This is a genomic window from Aliiroseovarius crassostreae (assembly GCF_025137635.1).
Classification (GTDB): domain Bacteria; phylum Pseudomonadota; class Alphaproteobacteria; order Rhodobacterales; family Rhodobacteraceae; genus Aliiroseovarius; species Aliiroseovarius crassostreae.
In genome coordinates this window covers 582221-598179 of the sequence record NZ_CP080772.1, presented here as the reverse complement: position 1 = coordinate 598179, position 15959 = coordinate 582221, and the positions used below count along the sequence as shown (strand labels likewise).

The window sequence follows — 15959 nt, the reverse complement described above, 5'->3', positions numbered from 1 at the left end:
ATAACCAGCCCGCCAGTAAAGATGCCTCAATCGCCGTCGGCAACCCCCGCTGCCCGTGCTTTCGCCCGTCTGGCGCGGTAGCTTGGCAGGACAATCAGAATGGCCGCAATGACCAGAAGGGCCAATGTCATCGGGCGTTCCCAAATGAAGGCGATACCGTCATAAAGCTGCATGGAGCGCGCAAAGTTATCCTCCATCATACCGCCCAGGATGAAGCCAATCAGCAATGGCGCAAGCGGGTAATCCGCAAACTTCATCGCGGTGGCGCAGATCCCGAAGCCGACCAGCAGCAAAAGCTCCGTTGCATTGTTCTGGCCGATATAGGCGCCCATCAGGGTAAAGAACAGGATGAACGGGATCAGGTAATTGCGCGGCACCGCCAGAACCTTGGCGATATAGGGGATCAGCGGCAGGTTCAGGATCAAGAGCACGAGATTGCCGATGAACATCGACATGATGACCGCCCAGAAGATCTGCGGCTCATCCAGCATCAGGCGCGGACCCGGTGTGACGTTCAGAGCAATCAGCGCCCCCAAAAGGATGGCCGTGGTGCCGGAACCGGGAATACCCAGCGTCAGGAGCGGCACGAAAGACCCGGTGCAGGCGGCGTTATTCGCGGTTTCCGGTGCAGCTAGCCCTTTGATTGACCCTTTACCGAACTCTTCTTGCTCATGTTTCGGAGCGATATTGCGCTCAACCGCGTAGCCAAGGAAACTTGCGATTGTCGCCCCCGCCCCGGGCAGAACACCGATAAAGAACCCTTGCAGCGACTGCCGCCCAATGACCGGCGCAATGGCCTTGGCTTCCGCACCGGTGATACGGAGATCCTTGATTTCGCCGTCATCCCCTTTCAGGTTTTTCGGCTTGAGGACAAGGAACAGCGCCTCGGGCAAGGCAAACATCGCCATGGCAAGCGTGATAAAGCCAAATCCCGATTGCAGGTCCATGATACCCATGGTGAAGCGCGGCAGATTGAACAACGCCCCTTCGCCAACCGTTGCCATGATCAGGCCGAGAATGGTCATGATCATGGCTTTCGCAACCTGACCCGTTCCGGCAAATGCCGCGATGGCTGACAGGCCAACCACCATCAGCGCGAAATACTCGGCAGAGTGAAACAGCAGCGCAACCGAAGAAAGCGCGGGCGCAAAGACCATCAGAAGCAACGCTCCAATGGTGCCGCCGGCAAAGCTTGCAATTGCGGCAATGGTCAGCGCCTTACCTGCCTTGCCCTGCCGCGCCATCGGGTAGCCGTCAAAACTTGACGCGACAGTTCCGGCAACGCCGGGGGCATTGAGAAGGATCGAGGATGTCGACCCGCCGAAAATTGCACCGTAATACACACCCGCAAGCAAAATCAGCGCCGCCGACGGGTCGCCCATGGAAATGGCGACGGGGATCATGATCGCGATGATGGACATCGGCCCCAGCCCCGGAAGCATGCCGATAAAGGTGCCAATCAGGCAGCCACCGATCACCATCAGAAGATTTTGCAAAGACAGGGCCGTTTGCAGGCCAATCAGAAGTCCTTCAAGCATATCAGCCTCCCAAAACGCCCGGCAGGGCGCGCATATAGATACCAAGCACCTCTTGCACGAGATACCAGACAGCGAGTGTTGCTATGACCGACACAGGAAGCATGATGTGCCATTTACGCTCGCCCAGAATGAAGGATCCCAGGATCAGAAAACCCGAGGTCGACAGCAGAAAGCCCAGCGGACGCAGGCAAAGTGCATAGGCAACCATCAACGCAAGCAACAAAAGTGCCTGCCCCAAATGGTATTCCCACAAACGGCGATAATCGATTTCCGCCTCCTTGGGCGTGGTCTTTTCCAACCCCAGCAGGATCGCCAGACTGGCCAGCCCGCCCAAGATCGACAGAACTTTGGGAAAAGTGCTGGGCCAAATCGGATTTCGCTTCATGAAAGGCGCAAGGCTGGCATCCATTGTGAACCAGGCCGCATAACCGTATGCGAGGCAGACGCCCAGCAGAACCAGTGCAATCCAACGATCCAAGGCCATGTTTTTCACTCCCTTAAAACGGATTTGGCAGGACGGCGAACCGCCCTGCCTGATGGTCAATCAGAGGAAGCCGAGCTTCTTCATCAGGTCGCCGATGGTCTTTTCCTGGCTTTCAAGGAAGCTGAGGAAATCATCGCCTGAATTGTGGATATTGACCCAACCGTTGCGGGCACGAACCTCTTCCCATTCGGGCGTGTCATACATCTTGGCAATTGCGTCCTGATACATGGCCAGCTTGTCCGCAGGCAGGCCGGGCACGCCAAAGAAGCCGCGCCAGTTGACGAAAGTGGTGTCGATGCCCTGCTCTTTCATCGTCATCGCATCCGGCGCCGCGGCCACACGCTCATCCGACGTAACGCCGATAATCTTAACCTCGCCCGCGTTGGAAAGATCGACAGCTTCTGAAAAACCCGTCGACAGGGCTGCAATCTCACCCGAGAGCAGCGCGGCCATTGCCTTGCCGCCCGCATCATAGGGAATGTATTTGACCTCCAGCGCATCCTTGCCAGCAGCTTCCATCACCATGGCCGCGACAAGGTGATCCATGCCACCCGGCACGGACCCGCCACCAATCGCCGTTCCCGACGGGTTGGCGTCAAAGGCCGCAATCAGATCAGCCATGCTGTTGATCGGGCTGTCCTTGCCCACAACAACCGCCGCGTAATCCCCGATTGTGCCCGCCACCAGTGTCAGGTCGCGGAAGTTATACGGGAACATGCCGGTCAGGGACCGGATCACGATCGGGGTCGAGTTGACCATCAGCGTGCCCTGATTGCTGTCGGCATTTTCAATCATGTAGCCGATGGCTTTGCCGCCCCCGCCACCTGACATATTCTCGTAAGAGGCGGTCCCGACCAGACCCGATCGCGTGAGGGCCTCACCCGTGCCGCGGGCGGTTCCGTCCCAGCCCCCTCCGGCGCCTCCGGGGATCAGAAAGTGGATGCTGTCCGCAACCTTGTGCCCGTCAGCCATCGCCGGGGCGGCAAGGCCAAGGGCTGCGACAGCCGCAATAAAGCTGCGGCGACCTAGTTCAAATTTCGTCATGTTTTCCTCCCAATTGACAACTCCCCGCATCGCGGGTCAGCTGAGGAAACCAGAACACACCAACCTGACACAAACCTGTCACACGCCGGAAAAGAGCCTCGCCCTCACATGAAGTTTCTGTTGATCGAAGACAATCAAGAGCTGGCCAATGCCATTGGTTCTCGTATGCGCCTTGATGGCCATGTTGTTGATCATGCAGAAAATTTAGAGGACGCCTGGGGGTTCGTCGCGACAGGGGAATATGACCTGATCTTGCTTGACATCATGCTCCCCGATGGGGACGGGCGGGACTTTCTCAAACGCCACAGGGCGAGTGATTTTGACACACCGGTCATCGTTTTGACCGCACGCAGTCAGGTGTCAGACCGAATCGGATCGCTTGATCTTGGGGCTGACGACTATGTCACCAAACCCTTCGATCACGCCGAACTTGAAGCGCGCTGTCGTGCCGTTTTGCGCCGCCAGACCGGCAATGCGAAGACCACGATCGAGGTGGGGGGGATCATCTTCGATCCGGTTGCAGGTTTCCTGACTGTGGCGGGCGAAGCGGTGAACCTGCGCAACCGCGAACTCCGTCTGCTTGAGGTCTTCCTGAACGCGCCGGGGAAAATATTTTCCAAAAGCAAACTGTCCGACAGGTTGTTTTCCTATGATGACGATGTGTCCGAAAATGCGATTGAGGTCTATGTCGGCCGCTTACGCAAACTCCTGTCCGCATCCGATCTGCGGATAACGACCCTGCGCGGGCTTGGCTATCGGTTGGACCAAGATGGATAGGCCAGCTGTCTCAGGATCCCTCAGAAACCGCTTGATGCTGGCCCTGATCGGGGGGGCCGCACTCCTCGCATTGCTGTTGTTTTTCGCGGTGCGCAGTTTCGCGGTGCAGGTTGCTCAACAAGGGCAGGACGATATCCTGCGGGCCTCCGTGACATCCATGCTGGACGCCGCAGCCATTCGCAATGGTGAGATTGAGCTGGACCTGCCATATTCGGCGTTTTCGATGTTGGGCACCCCGGCGGACGACAGGGTTTTCTATGCGGTTTATCAGGATGGAACCTTTCTGTCGGGCTACGAGGATCTTGCCTTCTCAGACGATCCCCCCTTTCAATCCGGCCAGATGCGGGGATCTCAGGTGCGCAAGATCAGCGCCGCGCGCCCGCTCATCGGAGTAGACAAACGGACGGACATACAGATTGTCCTTGCCCAAACCCAAGACGCGCTTTCAGAAACACTGCGCCAGATTTCCCGCAATGCCGCCCTGCTTGGCTTAGGCTTCTTTGCCCTGACCGCCGTATTATCCTATTGGGCAACGGCAACCACCATCGGCCAGCTGGGCAAGTTGACAACTTCGGTCACGCGCCGGGGGCCGCAGGACCTCAGCCCGTTCAACAAACCTGTGCCGCGCGAAATGGCCCCTTTGGTCAGATCGCTGAATTCCCTGATGGGACGGCTTGATCATTCCTTGAGCCAGTCCGAGGATTTCATTGCCGAGGCTGCGCATCGGGTCCGCACCCCGCTTGCAACGGTGCGTTCCTATGCTGAGGCCACGTTGCAACGGGTCGACAAATCAGAAAACCGCGAGGCAATGCGGTCGATGATGAAAGCCATTGATGAAAGCTCGCGTGCGGCGGGTCAGTTGCTGGACCATGCGATGATCACCTTCCGGGCTGATCACCTTGAAAGGGAAAAACTCGACCTTGTCGAATTGGTGCGGGATCTGGTGCAGCGCATGACACCCATCGCCGAGATGAGGGATTTGTCTCTCATCTTGCAAGGGGATCCCCATGTGCCCTTTTCCGGCGATCCGATCTTGCTCCAGAACGCCGTGCGCAACCTGATCGACAACGCCATGAAATACGGCCCCGCCGAAAGCCGGATCGAAATCACTGTCTCGGCAAGCCCGGAAACGCAGATCACGGTCTGCGATTGCGGTCCGGGGTTTCCAGAAGCCGAAATGGACACTCTGACAACGCGTTTCCAGCGGGGGGCCAATGCGAAGGACAGCATCGGATCCGGCCTGGGCCTGACCATTGCACTGGATGTTGCCGAAGCACATGGCGGGACGGTCAGATTGAAAAACCAACCGGGGGGCGGCGCATGCGTTTCTATCTTACTTTAGCCCTTGTTTTCGTTTTTCATGCATCCGCTGCCCGGGCATGGGAAGATCAGAAAACGTTCAATGGCGCGCAGGCGGTGACGACCCTCCGTGTCCTCTCAAGTACGGATACCGATCTGTTTGCCCCCTTGATACAGGCCTTCACCGCGCAAAATCCCGATATCTCGATAGACTATCTTGTCACCGGCACAGCGGATCTCGACCGGCGCTTTCGGGAAGCCCCCGATGTTTTCGATATCGCAATCTCAAGCGCCATGGATTTGCAGTTCAAACTGGCAAATGATGGCTATGCGCTCGAACTTGGCACTGTATCTCACCCGTCCTGGGCGCATTGGCGGCACAGCCTGTTCGCCTTCACGTCAGAGCCCGCGGCAATCGTTATCAATCGCGCAGCCTTCGAGGGCCTGCCAATCCCAAAATCGCGGCAGGAGCTCATCGAAGCGTTGCGCGCCCGACCGGACGTCTTCCGAAATCGCGTCGGAACCTATGACGTTCAACAGTCGGGGCTTGGCTATCTGTTTGCGACACAAGACGCGCGGGCGTCAGATACGTTCTGGCGGCTCATGGAAGTGATGGGCAGCCTGGGGGTTCGACTTTACTGCTGTTCGGGTGACATGATCGACGATCTGATCGATGGAAAGATTGTGGTCGCTTACAATGTGCTTGGCAGCTATGCCCATGCCCGCACCGAAAGCCAGGACATCCTCGAAATTGTATTGCCGTCCGACTTTCCCACAACGATGATGCGGACTGCGCTGGTTTCAAGCGCGTCCAAGGAACCGCAAGCCGCAGAGCGATTTATTCAATTCCTCGTCGCCTATCAAACCAGCCAGACCGACAATGCCCGGCCGCTGCCACCGCTCAACGGACAAAAAAATGGCGTCGAGCATGCAACGATCGCATTGGAACCTGCGTTGATGACATTCCTTGATACCCTGAAGCGAAACAAGTTTCTGTCGGAATGGCAAAGCGCCCTGATCCAGAACTAAAACGTTTCTGGCAAAGCCGGATCCACCGGTTTTTCTGAAAATGCGCGAAGCCCCCACGACATTGATGTCTCTTGCGGCGCGTCAACTTTTCCATGCCTCAGGTGAACGTCGGAACGCTTTATCGATGCCGACGGGTGCCCAACGGGACAAACCATCTGTCCGCTTACACTGCGCTGGCTTTTCAAATTGGAAAATTTGGTGGAGCCTAGCGGGGTCGAACCGCTGACCTCTTGCATGCCATGCAAGCGCTCTACCAACTGAGCTAAGGCCCCAACCTTTTCAGCGCCGCCTCACCAAACCATCCCGGATCAGACCGTTTGCTTGGTGACAGTGTGTCGCTGTCTGTGCGGCGGTATTTAGGCAAAGGCGCGAGGGGGTGCAACCCAAAAAATGCGCCTTTGTCGATTTTTTTTGACCGGCTGGAGATTTACCAGTTCAGCCTCAGTTACTCGTCATCTTCCGCTGGCATGTCGGCGATTTCGTCAAGCGACACATCATCATCGTCATCGTCATCCAGAACATCATCGCCCAGATCCACGTCAGACGCATCATCATCTTCGAGGACCGCATCGGCGTCATCCACCAGATCCTCAGCCAAAGACGCCTTGTCTTCTTTGTCCGCCACCATGGTGCGGGTCCCCTTGCCGGCGTCGAGGTTCAGAACCTCACCCGTATAGGGGCTTACGATCGGATTGGCGTTCAGGTCATAGAAACGTTTGCCTGTCGTCGGGCAGACACGTTTTACACCCCATTCTTCCTTGGGCATCGTTGCCCCCTTTCCGTTTTCATATCTACATGCGAAATTTGACGCCAGTTGCCATATGTAGACCCAGCTGTCAAAGGCTTTTGCCATCCCCGGCAGGAAGGGCCGCTTTGATGCTGGTATCGACACTGTCGCAAAGGTCTAAAGAAAGGATGTAGCCCGTGTTTGGCTCTCGGATCAAGTCAGCAGAACGAATGCGCCTGACCGCCGCCCCCGAGGTGGAGCTGATGCTGCGCCCCTCTGCCCGCGCCCGACGCCTGTCGCTCCGGATTTCCCGCCTGGATGGGCGGGTGACATTGACCGTGCCCACGGGAACCCCTCGACGTGAGGCCGTGGGGTTTGCCGAAGAACGCGCGGATTGGATTCGCACCCATCTGGCCGACATTCCTCAGGATATGCGCCCCGCAATCGGCAACAGCATCCCCTTTCGCGGCCAGTTGCATCGCCTTGAAATCGCCCGCACCCGCGCGCCCAAACTGGGCGACGGATCAATCCTCCTGCCTCCGGCGGCGGCGGATGACCCAGCTCCGCGCCTGCAGGCATTTCTGAAACATGAAGCCCGCGCCCATCTGGACCACGCCAGCCTGTATTATGCCCGCCTGATCGGGCAGGAATTTGGTCGTATCACCCTGCGCGACACGCGATCGCGCTGGGGGTCATGCTCGTCCCAGGGCAATCTGATGTATTCTTGGCGGCTGATTATGGCCCCGCCCGAGGTGCTGAATTATGTTGCGGCGCACGAGGTCTCTCACCTGGTCCATATGGACCATTCCCCTGCATTCTGGGCGCAGGTGGCGGAAATCTTTCCCAACCACCGCGCGGCACGCAAATGGCTGAGGGACAAGGGAAATGACCTGCACCGGTATCGCTTCAAGGACTGATCCTGCGTGATTGACGCCCGCCGTGATTTGTGATCACAATTCGCCATGATCACCTCCACGCGCCCTCCTCCCGAATCTGGTGCCGCCCATGAGCGGGTTTATCGCACCCTGCGTGCCCAGATCATGCATGGCGAAATTGACCCGGGCGACGCGCTGACCCTGCGTGGCATCGGCAAACGCTTCGACGTTTCCATGACCCCCGCGCGCGAAGCCGTGCGCAGGCTGGCGGCCGAAGGGGCCTTGACCCTGTCCAGCTCCGGACGCGTATCGGCCCCGGATCTCAACCCGGAACGGATCGAAGAACTTGCCGCCCTGCGCGCCCTGCTGGAGCCCGAACTCGCCGCCCGCGCCCTGCCCCGCGCCCATATGGCGCTGATTGACCGGCTGCGCACCATCAACGCGCGCGTGTCAGAGTTTGTCGCCAAACAGGACGCCGTCGGGTATCTGCGCACCAATCTCGAGTTTCACCGCACGCTCTACCTGCGCGCCCACGCGCCTGCAATGCTGGCCATGGCAGAAACAGTCTGGTTGCAACTTGGCCCCACCATGCGCGCGCTTTATGCCCGCAAACACCGGCCTGATCTGCAAAAACACCATCGGATGATTCTCGCGGCCCTTGCCGCCGGGGATGAGCCCGCCCTGCGGCTCGCGGTGCGCACGGATGTCACCCAGAGCCTCAAGATGATCGGGGACTGACCCCACACCACCGGGCTTTTTCCTGCTCCAAATACCTCTGGGGTTCGAGGGCTTCCCGGAAACAGTCTGGGAGACTGTTTCGCCCGAAGAACGGGCGGAGCCCTGCGCAGTTCGAGGGGCAGAGCCCCTCCTTACCAAAAAAAGCGCGCCCGGCAGGACGCGCTTTCCTTGTTTTCTAAGGGTCCGCTCTTACGAGTGGATCGGACCGTCACCGCAGGCCAAGGCCGCTTCGCGCACCGCTTCCGAGAAAGTCGGGTGAGCGTGGCAGGTGCGGGCCAGATCTTCGGCAGAGCCGCCAAATTCCATCAGCACACAGGCTTCGTGGATCAACTCACCCGCCGCCGGGCCCATGATGTGTACGCCCAGCACGCGATCGGTGGCCTTGTCAGCGAGGATCTTCACAAAGCCTTCGCCCTGGAAAACGGCCTTGGCGCGACCATTGCCCATGAAGCTGAACTTGCCGACCTTGTAATCGACGCCTTCGGCCTTCAGCTGCTCTTCGGTTTTGCCCACGGCGGCCACTTCCGGCGAGGTGTAAACAACCCCCGGAATGACGTCATAGTTCACGTGGCCCACTTTGCCCGCGATCGCCTCAGCCGCCGCCATGCCTTCATCCTCGGCCTTATGCGCCAGCATCGGACCTTCGGTCACGTCGCCAATCGCCCAGACACCGGGGATGGAGGTTTTCCAGTGATCCGTTGCAATTTGCCCGCGTTCGGTCATCTGAATGCCCAGCGCATCGAGGCCAAGCCCCTCGGTGAAGGGACGACGACCGGTGGCGACCAGCACGCAATCCGCGTCGAGCATGTCTTCCTTGTCGTTTTTCTTCAGCTTGTAATGCACCTTGGCTTTGGTCTTGGTCGCCTCAACCTTTTGCACGGCGGCGCCCATGACAAACTTCAACCCCTGCTTTTTCAGCGCACGGGCAAAGGTTTTAGACAGGTCGCCATCCATGCCCGGAGTGATCTGATCCATGAATTCCACAACGGTCACTTCGGACCCCAGACGCGCATAGACCGAGCCCATTTCCAGGCCAATCACGCCCGCGCCGATCACAACCATTTTCTTCGGGATCTTCGGCAAGCTGAGCGCCCCGGTGGAGGTCACAACAACCTTCTCATCCACCTCGACACCCGGCAGGCTCGACGGTTCAGACCCGGAGGCAATCACGATATGCTTGGCGTCGTGGACCTCGTCCCCGACTTTCACCTGACCGGCGGCAGGCACGGATGCCCAGCCCTTGATCCAGTCCACCTTGTTCTTCTTGAACAGGAATTCAATGCCCTTGGTGTTCTGGCCAATCACGTCATCTTTATAGGCCAGCATGTCCTTCCAATCGACCGAGGGGGATTTCCCCTTCAGGCCCATCTTGGCGAAATTGTGCTCTGCCTCATGCAGGCTGTGCGAGGCATGCAGAAGGGCCTTCGACGGGATGCACCCCACATTCAGACAGGTGCCACCGAGGGTTTCACGGCCCTCAACACAGGCCGTTTTCAGGCCCAGCTGGGCACAACGGATGGCGCAGACATAGCCGCCCGGGCCACCACCGATTACGATTACGTCATAAGATGCCATGGGGGTCTCCATTTGATTGGTGCATCGACAATTTCTGCCCCACCCGAGCAGGTGAGGCCAGGTCCATAGACCCGAATATCAAACTGGTGCCAGCAACTTGGTCTGCACATGGCACACGCCATCGCGCTCCATATGCATTGCCAGCTCTTCCGAATCGAAAAACGCGCGCGCCTTTTCAAGGTTCAGGATCTCGAACAGGGCAACGGCGTGGTTCTTGTTTTCAGGGTCCTGCCAAACATGCAGTTCGCGAATGCCAACCGCCTTGCGATTGAACCGGTCCTTTTTGAACACCTCATACCAAGCGTCAAAATCCGCGACATCCGCTTGCCACAAAACATGTGTTGCCATTTCTTATTCCTTTTGACGGGGGCGGGCTTAGGCGCCTTGCCCCCCTTATTCATGGCGAGAAGATAAGGCCCGGAGATTTCCCCCGGGCCATGAATGCGTTACAGATCCATCAAAAGGCGACGCGGATCTTCCAGGGCTTCTTTCACGCGCACCAGGAAGGTCACGGCGCCTTTGCCGTCAACGATCCGGTGGTCATAGCTGAGCGCCAGATACATCATCGGGCGGATCACCACCTGACCGTTGATCGCCATCGGGCGGTCCTGGATCTTGTGCATGCCAAGGATCCCCGATTGCGGCGGGTTCAGGATCGGCGAGGACATCAGCGAGCCATAGACACCACCGTTCGAGATGGTGAAGGTGCCGCCCTGCATCTCTTCCATCGAGAGCTTGCCGTCACGGGCGCGGCGGCCTTTCTCGGCAATGGCTTTTTCGATGGCAGCAAAGGACATCGCATCCGCATCGTTGATCACCGGAACCACAAGACCCGTGGGGGTGCCCGCGGCAACGCCCATGTTCACATAGTTCTTGTAAACAATATCGGTGCCATCGATTTCGGCATTCACTTCCGGCACTTCTTTCAACGCGTGGCAGCAGGCCTTGGTGAAGAAGGACATGAAGCCCAGACGCACGCCGTGTTTCTTTTCAAACTCGGCTTTGTATTCGTTGCGCAGCGCCATCACCTCGGTCATGTCCACCTCGTTATAGGTGGTCAACATGGCCGCGGTGTTCTGGCTGTCCTTCAGACGGCGCGCAATGGTCTGACGCAGGCGCGTCATCTTCACGCGCTCTTCACGAGCAGCATTATCAACCGGTGCTTTCGCCGCAGCCGGAACAGCTGCCGGGGCCGGAGCCGCCGCCGCTTTGGGGGCCGCCATCGCAGCCTGCACATCATGTTTCATCACACGACCGTCACGTCCGGTGCCCTGAACCGACCCGGCAGCCAGACCCGCCTGCGCCATCATCACCTTGGCCGAGGGCGCATCTTCCACGTCCTTGCCAGAGGCCACGGCAGCCGCCGGGTTCTGGGCCGCAGCAGGGGCCGCAGGGGCAGCCACAGCGCCGGCCCCACCGATCACGGCAAGCTTGGCGGTGGCGTCCACGGTGGAGCCCTCCGGGGCAAGGATCTCGGTCAGCACGCCAGCTGCGGGGGCCGGAACCTCAACCGACACTTTGTCGGTTTCCAGTTCGCAGAGCATCTCATCGGCGGCAACTGTGTCACCCACCTGTTTGAACCAGCTGGCAACCGTGGCTTCCGACACGCTTTCGCCAAGGCTCGGCACCATCACGTCAACCGATGCGGCCGTGTCCGAAGATGCCGCTTGAGCGGGGGCGGCAGCAGCCGGGGCCGAGGCGGCACCCGCGCCTTCGCCAATCGTGGCCAGCAGGGCATCCACCCCAACGGTCACACCTTCACCGGCGACGATTTCGCCCAGGACACCCGCAGAGGGGGCCGGCACTTCGACCGTCACCTTATCGGTTTCCAGCTCGCAGAGCATTTCATCTGCGGCGACGCTGTCCCCTGGTTTCTTGAACCAGGTGGCTACGGTTGCTTCCGTCACGCTTTCACCCAGGGTGGGCACACGTACTTCAATGCTCATGGGTTAATTCCCTTCCAAGTTCAGCGCGTCGTTCACCAGCGCTTCCTGTTGTGCTTTGTGCTGCGAGGCCAGGCCCGTTGCGGGCGAAGCCGAAGCCGGACGACCGGCATAGATCGGGCGGGTATGCTTGGCGCCGATGCGCGTCTGCACCCATTCGATATTGGGTTCCACGAAGGTCCAGGCGCCCTGGTTCTTCGGTTCTTCCTGACACCAGACGATTTCGGCGTTCTTGAAGCGCTCCATTTCACGGACCATCGACATGGCCGGGAACGGATAGAATTGCTCAAGCCGCAGAAGATAGATGTCGTCAATGCCGCGGGCATCGCGCTCTTCCAGCAGGTCGTAATAGACCTTGCCCGAACACAGAACCACGCGTTTGATCTTGTCATCAGCCACCAGTTTCGTGTCCGAATTGCCCTTCTGCGCGTCATCCCAGAGGACCCGGTGGAAGCTTGACCCTTCGGTGAAATCCTCAGCGGTTGAGACACACATCTTGTGGCGCAGAAGCGATTTCGGCGTCATCAGGATCAGCGGCTTGCGGTATCCACGGTGCATCTGGCGACGCAGGATGTGGAAATAGTTCGCAGGCGTCGAGCAGTTGGCGACAATCCAGTTGTCCCCGCCACACATCTGCAAGAACCGCTCCAGACGGGCCGAGCTGTGCTCCGGTCCCTGCCCTTCGAAGCCATGCGGCAGAAGCACGGTCAGACCGGACATACGCAGCCATTTCGATTCACCGGATGAGATGAACTGGTCGAACATGATCTGCGCCCCGTTGGCAAAATCGCCAAACTGCGCTTCCCACATCACCAGAGCATTCGGCTCAGCAAGCGAATAGCCATATTCAAAACCCAGCACCGCATATTCCGACAGCATCGAGTCGATGACCTCGTAATGGGCCTGACCCTCGCGGATGTTGTTCAGCGGATAGTAACGTTCTTCGTTGTCCTGGTTGATCAGGCCTGAATGGCGTTGCGAGAAGGTGCCGCGGGTACAGTCCTGACCGGACAGACGCACCGGGAACCCTTCGGTCAGAAGCGAGCCAAAGGCCAGCGCCTCGGCGGTTGCCCAGTCAAAGCCCTTACCGGTTTCGAACATTTTCGCCTTGGTATCGAGCAGACGTCCCACCGTCTTGTGCAGCGGATACCCTTCAGGTGCCGTCGACAAAGCCTTGCCCACTTCGGCAAAGGTTTCCTGCTTGATCGCCGTCTGACCGCGCTGGTATTCCTCAGCTTTCTTGTCGAGATGCGACCAGCGGCCATCCAGCCAGTCCGCCTTGTTCGGCTTGAACTCCTTGCCCGCTTCAAACTCTTCATTCATGCGGGCCTGGAACGCGGCTTTCATGTCTTCGATCTCGCCAGCCGGGATCAGCCCCTCTTTCACAAGGCGATCCGTGTAGACCTGCAACGTGGTCTGGTGCTTCTTGATCTTCTTATACATCACCGGATTGGTGAACATGGGCTCGTCGCCCTCGTTGTGACCAAAGCGGCGATAGCAGAAGATATCCAGAACCACGTCCTTGTGGAATTTCTGACGGAATTCGGTGGCCACCCGTGCGGCATGCACCACGGCCTCGGGATCATCGCCATTCACGTGGAAGATCGGGGCTTCCACCATCAGGGCGATGTCAGTCGGATAGGGGCTTGACCGCGAGAAATGCGGCGCAGTGGTAAAGCCGATCTGGTTGTTCACCACGATATGCATGGTGCCGCCGGTCTTGTGACCGACAAGACCTGACAGGCCGAAACATTCCGCCACAACACCCTGACCTGCGAAGGCGGCATCGCCATGCAGAAGGATCGGCAGAACCTGCATGCGGTCCTTGTCGCCCAGCTGTTCCTGCTTGGCGCGGGCCTTGCCCAGAACCACCGGGTTCACCGCCTCAAGGTGCGAGGGGTTGGCGGTCAGGCTGAGGTGCACATTGTTGCCGTCAAACTCACGGTCCGAGCTGGCGCCAAGGTGGTATTTCACGTCCCCCGAGCCATCAACCTCTTCCGGTTTGAAGCTGCCGCCCTGAAATTCGTTGAAAATCGCGCGATAGGGTTTCTGCATCACATTGGCGAGCACCGACAGACGACCGCGGTGCGGCATGCCGATGATGATGTCCTTCACGCCCAGTGCACCGCCGCGTTTGATGATCTGTTCCATGGCGGGGATCAGCGCCTCGCCCCCGTCCAGACCAAAGCGTTTGGTGCCCATGTATTTCACATGCAGGAATTTCTCGAACCCCTCGGCCTCGACCAGCTTGTTCAGGATTGCCTTGCGCCCCTCGCGGGTGAAGGTGATTTCCTTGTCGAACCCCTCGATCCGCTCTTTCAGCCAGGCGGCCTGCTCCGGATCCGAAATATGCATGTATTGCAGAGCGAACGTGCCGCAATAGGTGCGTTTCACGATCTCGACAATCTGGCGCATCGAGGCGATTTCCAGCCCCAGCACGTTGTCGATGAAAATCGGCCGGTCCATGTCAGCCTCGGTGAACCCGTAGGATGCCGGGTTCAGCTCGGGATGTTTCGTCGCCTCGCGCATACCAAGCGGATCGAGGTCAGCAGCCAGGTGGCCACGGATCCGGTAGGCGCGGATGATCATCAGCGCGCGGATACTGTCCAGCACCGCCTGTTTGATCGCCTGATCAGAGACCTGAATGCCCTTTTCGGCAGCCTTGTCAGCAATTTTCTTGCCCGCAGCCTTGCCATCCTTGGCTGTGGCCTCATCGGGCCACATGCCATCGAGGCTGTGCACCAGATCACCGGTCGGTGTCGGCGGCCAGTCAGTGCGCGCCCAGCTGGGCCCTTCGGCCTCGGCAATGGCGTCCTGACCATCGTCCCCCATTTCGGCAAAAAACGCAGCCCAGGCTGCGTCGACCGCCGAAGGGTCCTTGGCATATTGCGCGTAAAGCTGTTCCAGATACTCGGCGTTATGGCCTTGCATAAAGCTGGACGCATGGAAGATGTCGTTGGGGCTTTGATCCGTCATGGGTGTCGGTCTCAACTGAAATTGGAATGCAGGCGCCCGGACCATACCGGACGCCTGCGTTTTAAATGTTTATTTGCCAATGGCTTCCAGAACGGCCTCGCCCAGCGTTGCCGGGCTGTCGGCCACCACGATGCCAGCAGAGCGCATGGCTTCGATCTTGTCTTCGGCGCCACCTTTGCCGCCGGCCACAATCGCACCGGCATGGCCCATGCGACGGCCCGGAGGGGCGGTGCGGCCAGCAATAAAGCCAGCAACCGGCTTCCAGCGGCCTTTTTTCTTCTGTTCGGCCAGGAATTCAGCAGCTTCTTCTTCTGCCGAACCACCGATCTCACCGATCATGATGATCGACTGGGTCTCATCATCGTCCAGGAACATGTCCAAGACGTCGATATGCTCGGTGCCCTTGATGGGGTCACCACCGATACCAACTGCGGTCGACTGGCCCAGACCAATGTCAGAGGTCTGTTTCACAGCCTCATAGGTCAGGGTGCCGGAGCGCGATACAACGCCAACCGAGCCACGTTTGTGGATGTGGCCGGGCATGATGCCGATTTTGCACGCATCAGGCGTGATCACGCCGGGGCAGTTCGGGCCAATCAGGCGCGATTTAGACCCTTCAAGCGCGCGCTGCACGCCCATCATGTCCAGCACCGGAATGCCTTCGGTGATGCAGACAATCAGCTCCATCTCGGCGTCGATGGCTTCGAGGATCGAGTCGGCCGCGAAGGGCGGCGGCACATAGATCACCGATGCGTTGGCTTCGGTCTTGGCTTTCGCCTCATGCACCGAGTTGAAAACGGGCAGGTTCAAATGCTCCATGCCACCTTTGCCCGGCGTCACACCGCCGACCATTTTGGTGCCATAGGCAATCGCCTGTTCCGAGTGGAAGGTGCCCTGCGAGCCGGTGAAGCCCTGACAGATGACCTTGGTGTTTTCGTCGATAAGAACTGCCAT

The 15959-nt window shown here is 58.9% G+C and carries 14 protein-coding genes and 1 tRNA gene; 5 read left to right on the top strand and 10 right to left on the bottom strand.

The window, feature by feature from the left end; all coding sequences use genetic code 11:
* Positions 1-26: 26 nt before the first annotated feature.
* Genes K3J57_RS02895 through K3J57_RS02885 form a run of 3 tightly spaced genes read right to left on the bottom strand, consistent with a single transcriptional unit; the run spans position 27 to position 3066 of the window.
* Positions 27-1538 (bottom strand): tripartite tricarboxylate transporter permease, encoded by a 1512-nt coding sequence (locus K3J57_RS02895; protein ID WP_259786270.1) that lies wholly within the window; start codon positions 1536-1538, stop codon positions 27-29.
* A 1-nt stretch (position 1539) separates the two neighbouring features.
* A complete protein-coding gene (locus K3J57_RS02890) occupies positions 1540-2022 on the bottom strand; it encodes a tripartite tricarboxylate transporter TctB family protein (RefSeq protein ID WP_259797000.1) in 483 nt (160 codons plus the stop codon).
* Between the two features lie 60 nt (positions 2023-2082).
* Complete coding sequence (locus tag K3J57_RS02885) at positions 2083-3066, bottom strand: Bug family tripartite tricarboxylate transporter substrate binding protein (protein ID WP_259796997.1); 984 nt, start codon at positions 3064-3066, stop codon at positions 2083-2085.
* 108 nt (positions 3067-3174) lie between these two features.
* Between K3J57_RS02885 and K3J57_RS02880 the strand changes: the two genes are divergently transcribed.
* The 3 genes from K3J57_RS02880 to K3J57_RS02870 are packed head-to-tail and all read left to right on the top strand — an operon-like array spanning position 3175 to position 6171.
* Positions 3175-3843 carry a response regulator transcription factor gene (locus K3J57_RS02880; RefSeq protein WP_055188548.1) on the top strand — a complete coding sequence of 223 codons (669 nt, stop codon included), beginning with the start codon at positions 3175-3177 and terminating at the stop codon, positions 3841-3843.
* Between the two features lie 34 nt (positions 3844-3877).
* A complete protein-coding gene (locus K3J57_RS02875) occupies positions 3878-5185 on the top strand; it encodes a sensor histidine kinase (RefSeq protein WP_259796994.1) in 1308 nt (435 codons plus the stop codon).
* Positions 5164-6171, top strand: coding sequence for an ABC transporter substrate-binding protein (locus K3J57_RS02870; protein WP_259793948.1), 1008 nt, complete (start codon positions 5164-5166; stop codon positions 6169-6171). The genes K3J57_RS02875 and K3J57_RS02870 overlap by 22 nt, the downstream gene beginning before the upstream one ends.
* Positions 6172-6367: 196 nt before the next feature.
* Here K3J57_RS02870 and K3J57_RS02865 read toward each other — a convergent pair.
* Both K3J57_RS02865 and K3J57_RS02860 read right to left on the bottom strand, forming a co-directional pair.
* Positions 6368-6443 (bottom strand) — tRNA-Ala (locus tag K3J57_RS02865).
* A gap of 173 nt (positions 6444-6616) precedes the next feature.
* Complete coding sequence (locus K3J57_RS02860; protein WP_173485326.1) at positions 6617-6937, bottom strand: TIGR02300 family protein; 321 nt, start codon at positions 6935-6937, stop codon at positions 6617-6619.
* A gap of 158 nt (positions 6938-7095) precedes the next feature.
* On the opposite strand from K3J57_RS02860, the gene K3J57_RS02855 reads away from it, so the two are divergent.
* Positions 7096-7815, top strand: coding sequence for a M48 family metallopeptidase (locus K3J57_RS02855; protein WP_259776712.1), 720 nt, complete (start codon positions 7096-7098; stop codon positions 7813-7815).
* Between the two features lie 45 nt (positions 7816-7860).
* The gene (locus tag K3J57_RS02850; RefSeq protein ID WP_055188538.1) at positions 7861-8511 is read left to right on the top strand and encodes a GntR family transcriptional regulator; all 651 of its coding nucleotides are present in this window, start codon (positions 7861-7863) and stop codon (positions 8509-8511) included.
* Positions 8512-8700: 189 nt separating this feature from the next.
* Here the strand turns inward: K3J57_RS02850 and lpdA are convergent, their stop codons facing one another.
* The 5 genes from lpdA to sucD form a co-directional block, all read right to left on the bottom strand.
* A complete protein-coding gene (lpdA, locus tag K3J57_RS02845) occupies positions 8701-10086 on the bottom strand; it encodes a dihydrolipoyl dehydrogenase (protein ID WP_259772866.1) in 1386 nt (461 codons plus the stop codon).
* Positions 10087-10164: 78 nt separating this feature from the next.
* Positions 10165-10434 carry a hypothetical protein gene (locus K3J57_RS02840; RefSeq protein WP_055188534.1) on the bottom strand — a complete coding sequence of 90 codons (270 nt, stop codon included), beginning with the start codon at positions 10432-10434 and terminating at the stop codon, positions 10165-10167.
* Between the two features lie 98 nt (positions 10435-10532).
* The gene (gene odhB / locus K3J57_RS02835; RefSeq protein ID WP_259793944.1) at positions 10533-12032 is read right to left on the bottom strand and encodes a 2-oxoglutarate dehydrogenase complex dihydrolipoyllysine-residue succinyltransferase; all 1500 of its coding nucleotides are present in this window, start codon (positions 12030-12032) and stop codon (positions 10533-10535) included.
* 3 nt (positions 12033-12035) lie between these two features.
* Positions 12036-15005, bottom strand: a complete 2970-nt coding sequence (locus tag K3J57_RS02830) for a 2-oxoglutarate dehydrogenase E1 component (RefSeq protein WP_259786263.1) — start codon at positions 15003-15005, stop codon at positions 12036-12038.
* Between the two features lie 69 nt (positions 15006-15074).
* Positions 15075-15959, bottom strand: coding sequence for a succinate--CoA ligase subunit alpha (gene sucD / locus K3J57_RS02825; protein ID WP_173485322.1), 885 nt, complete (start codon positions 15957-15959; stop codon positions 15075-15077).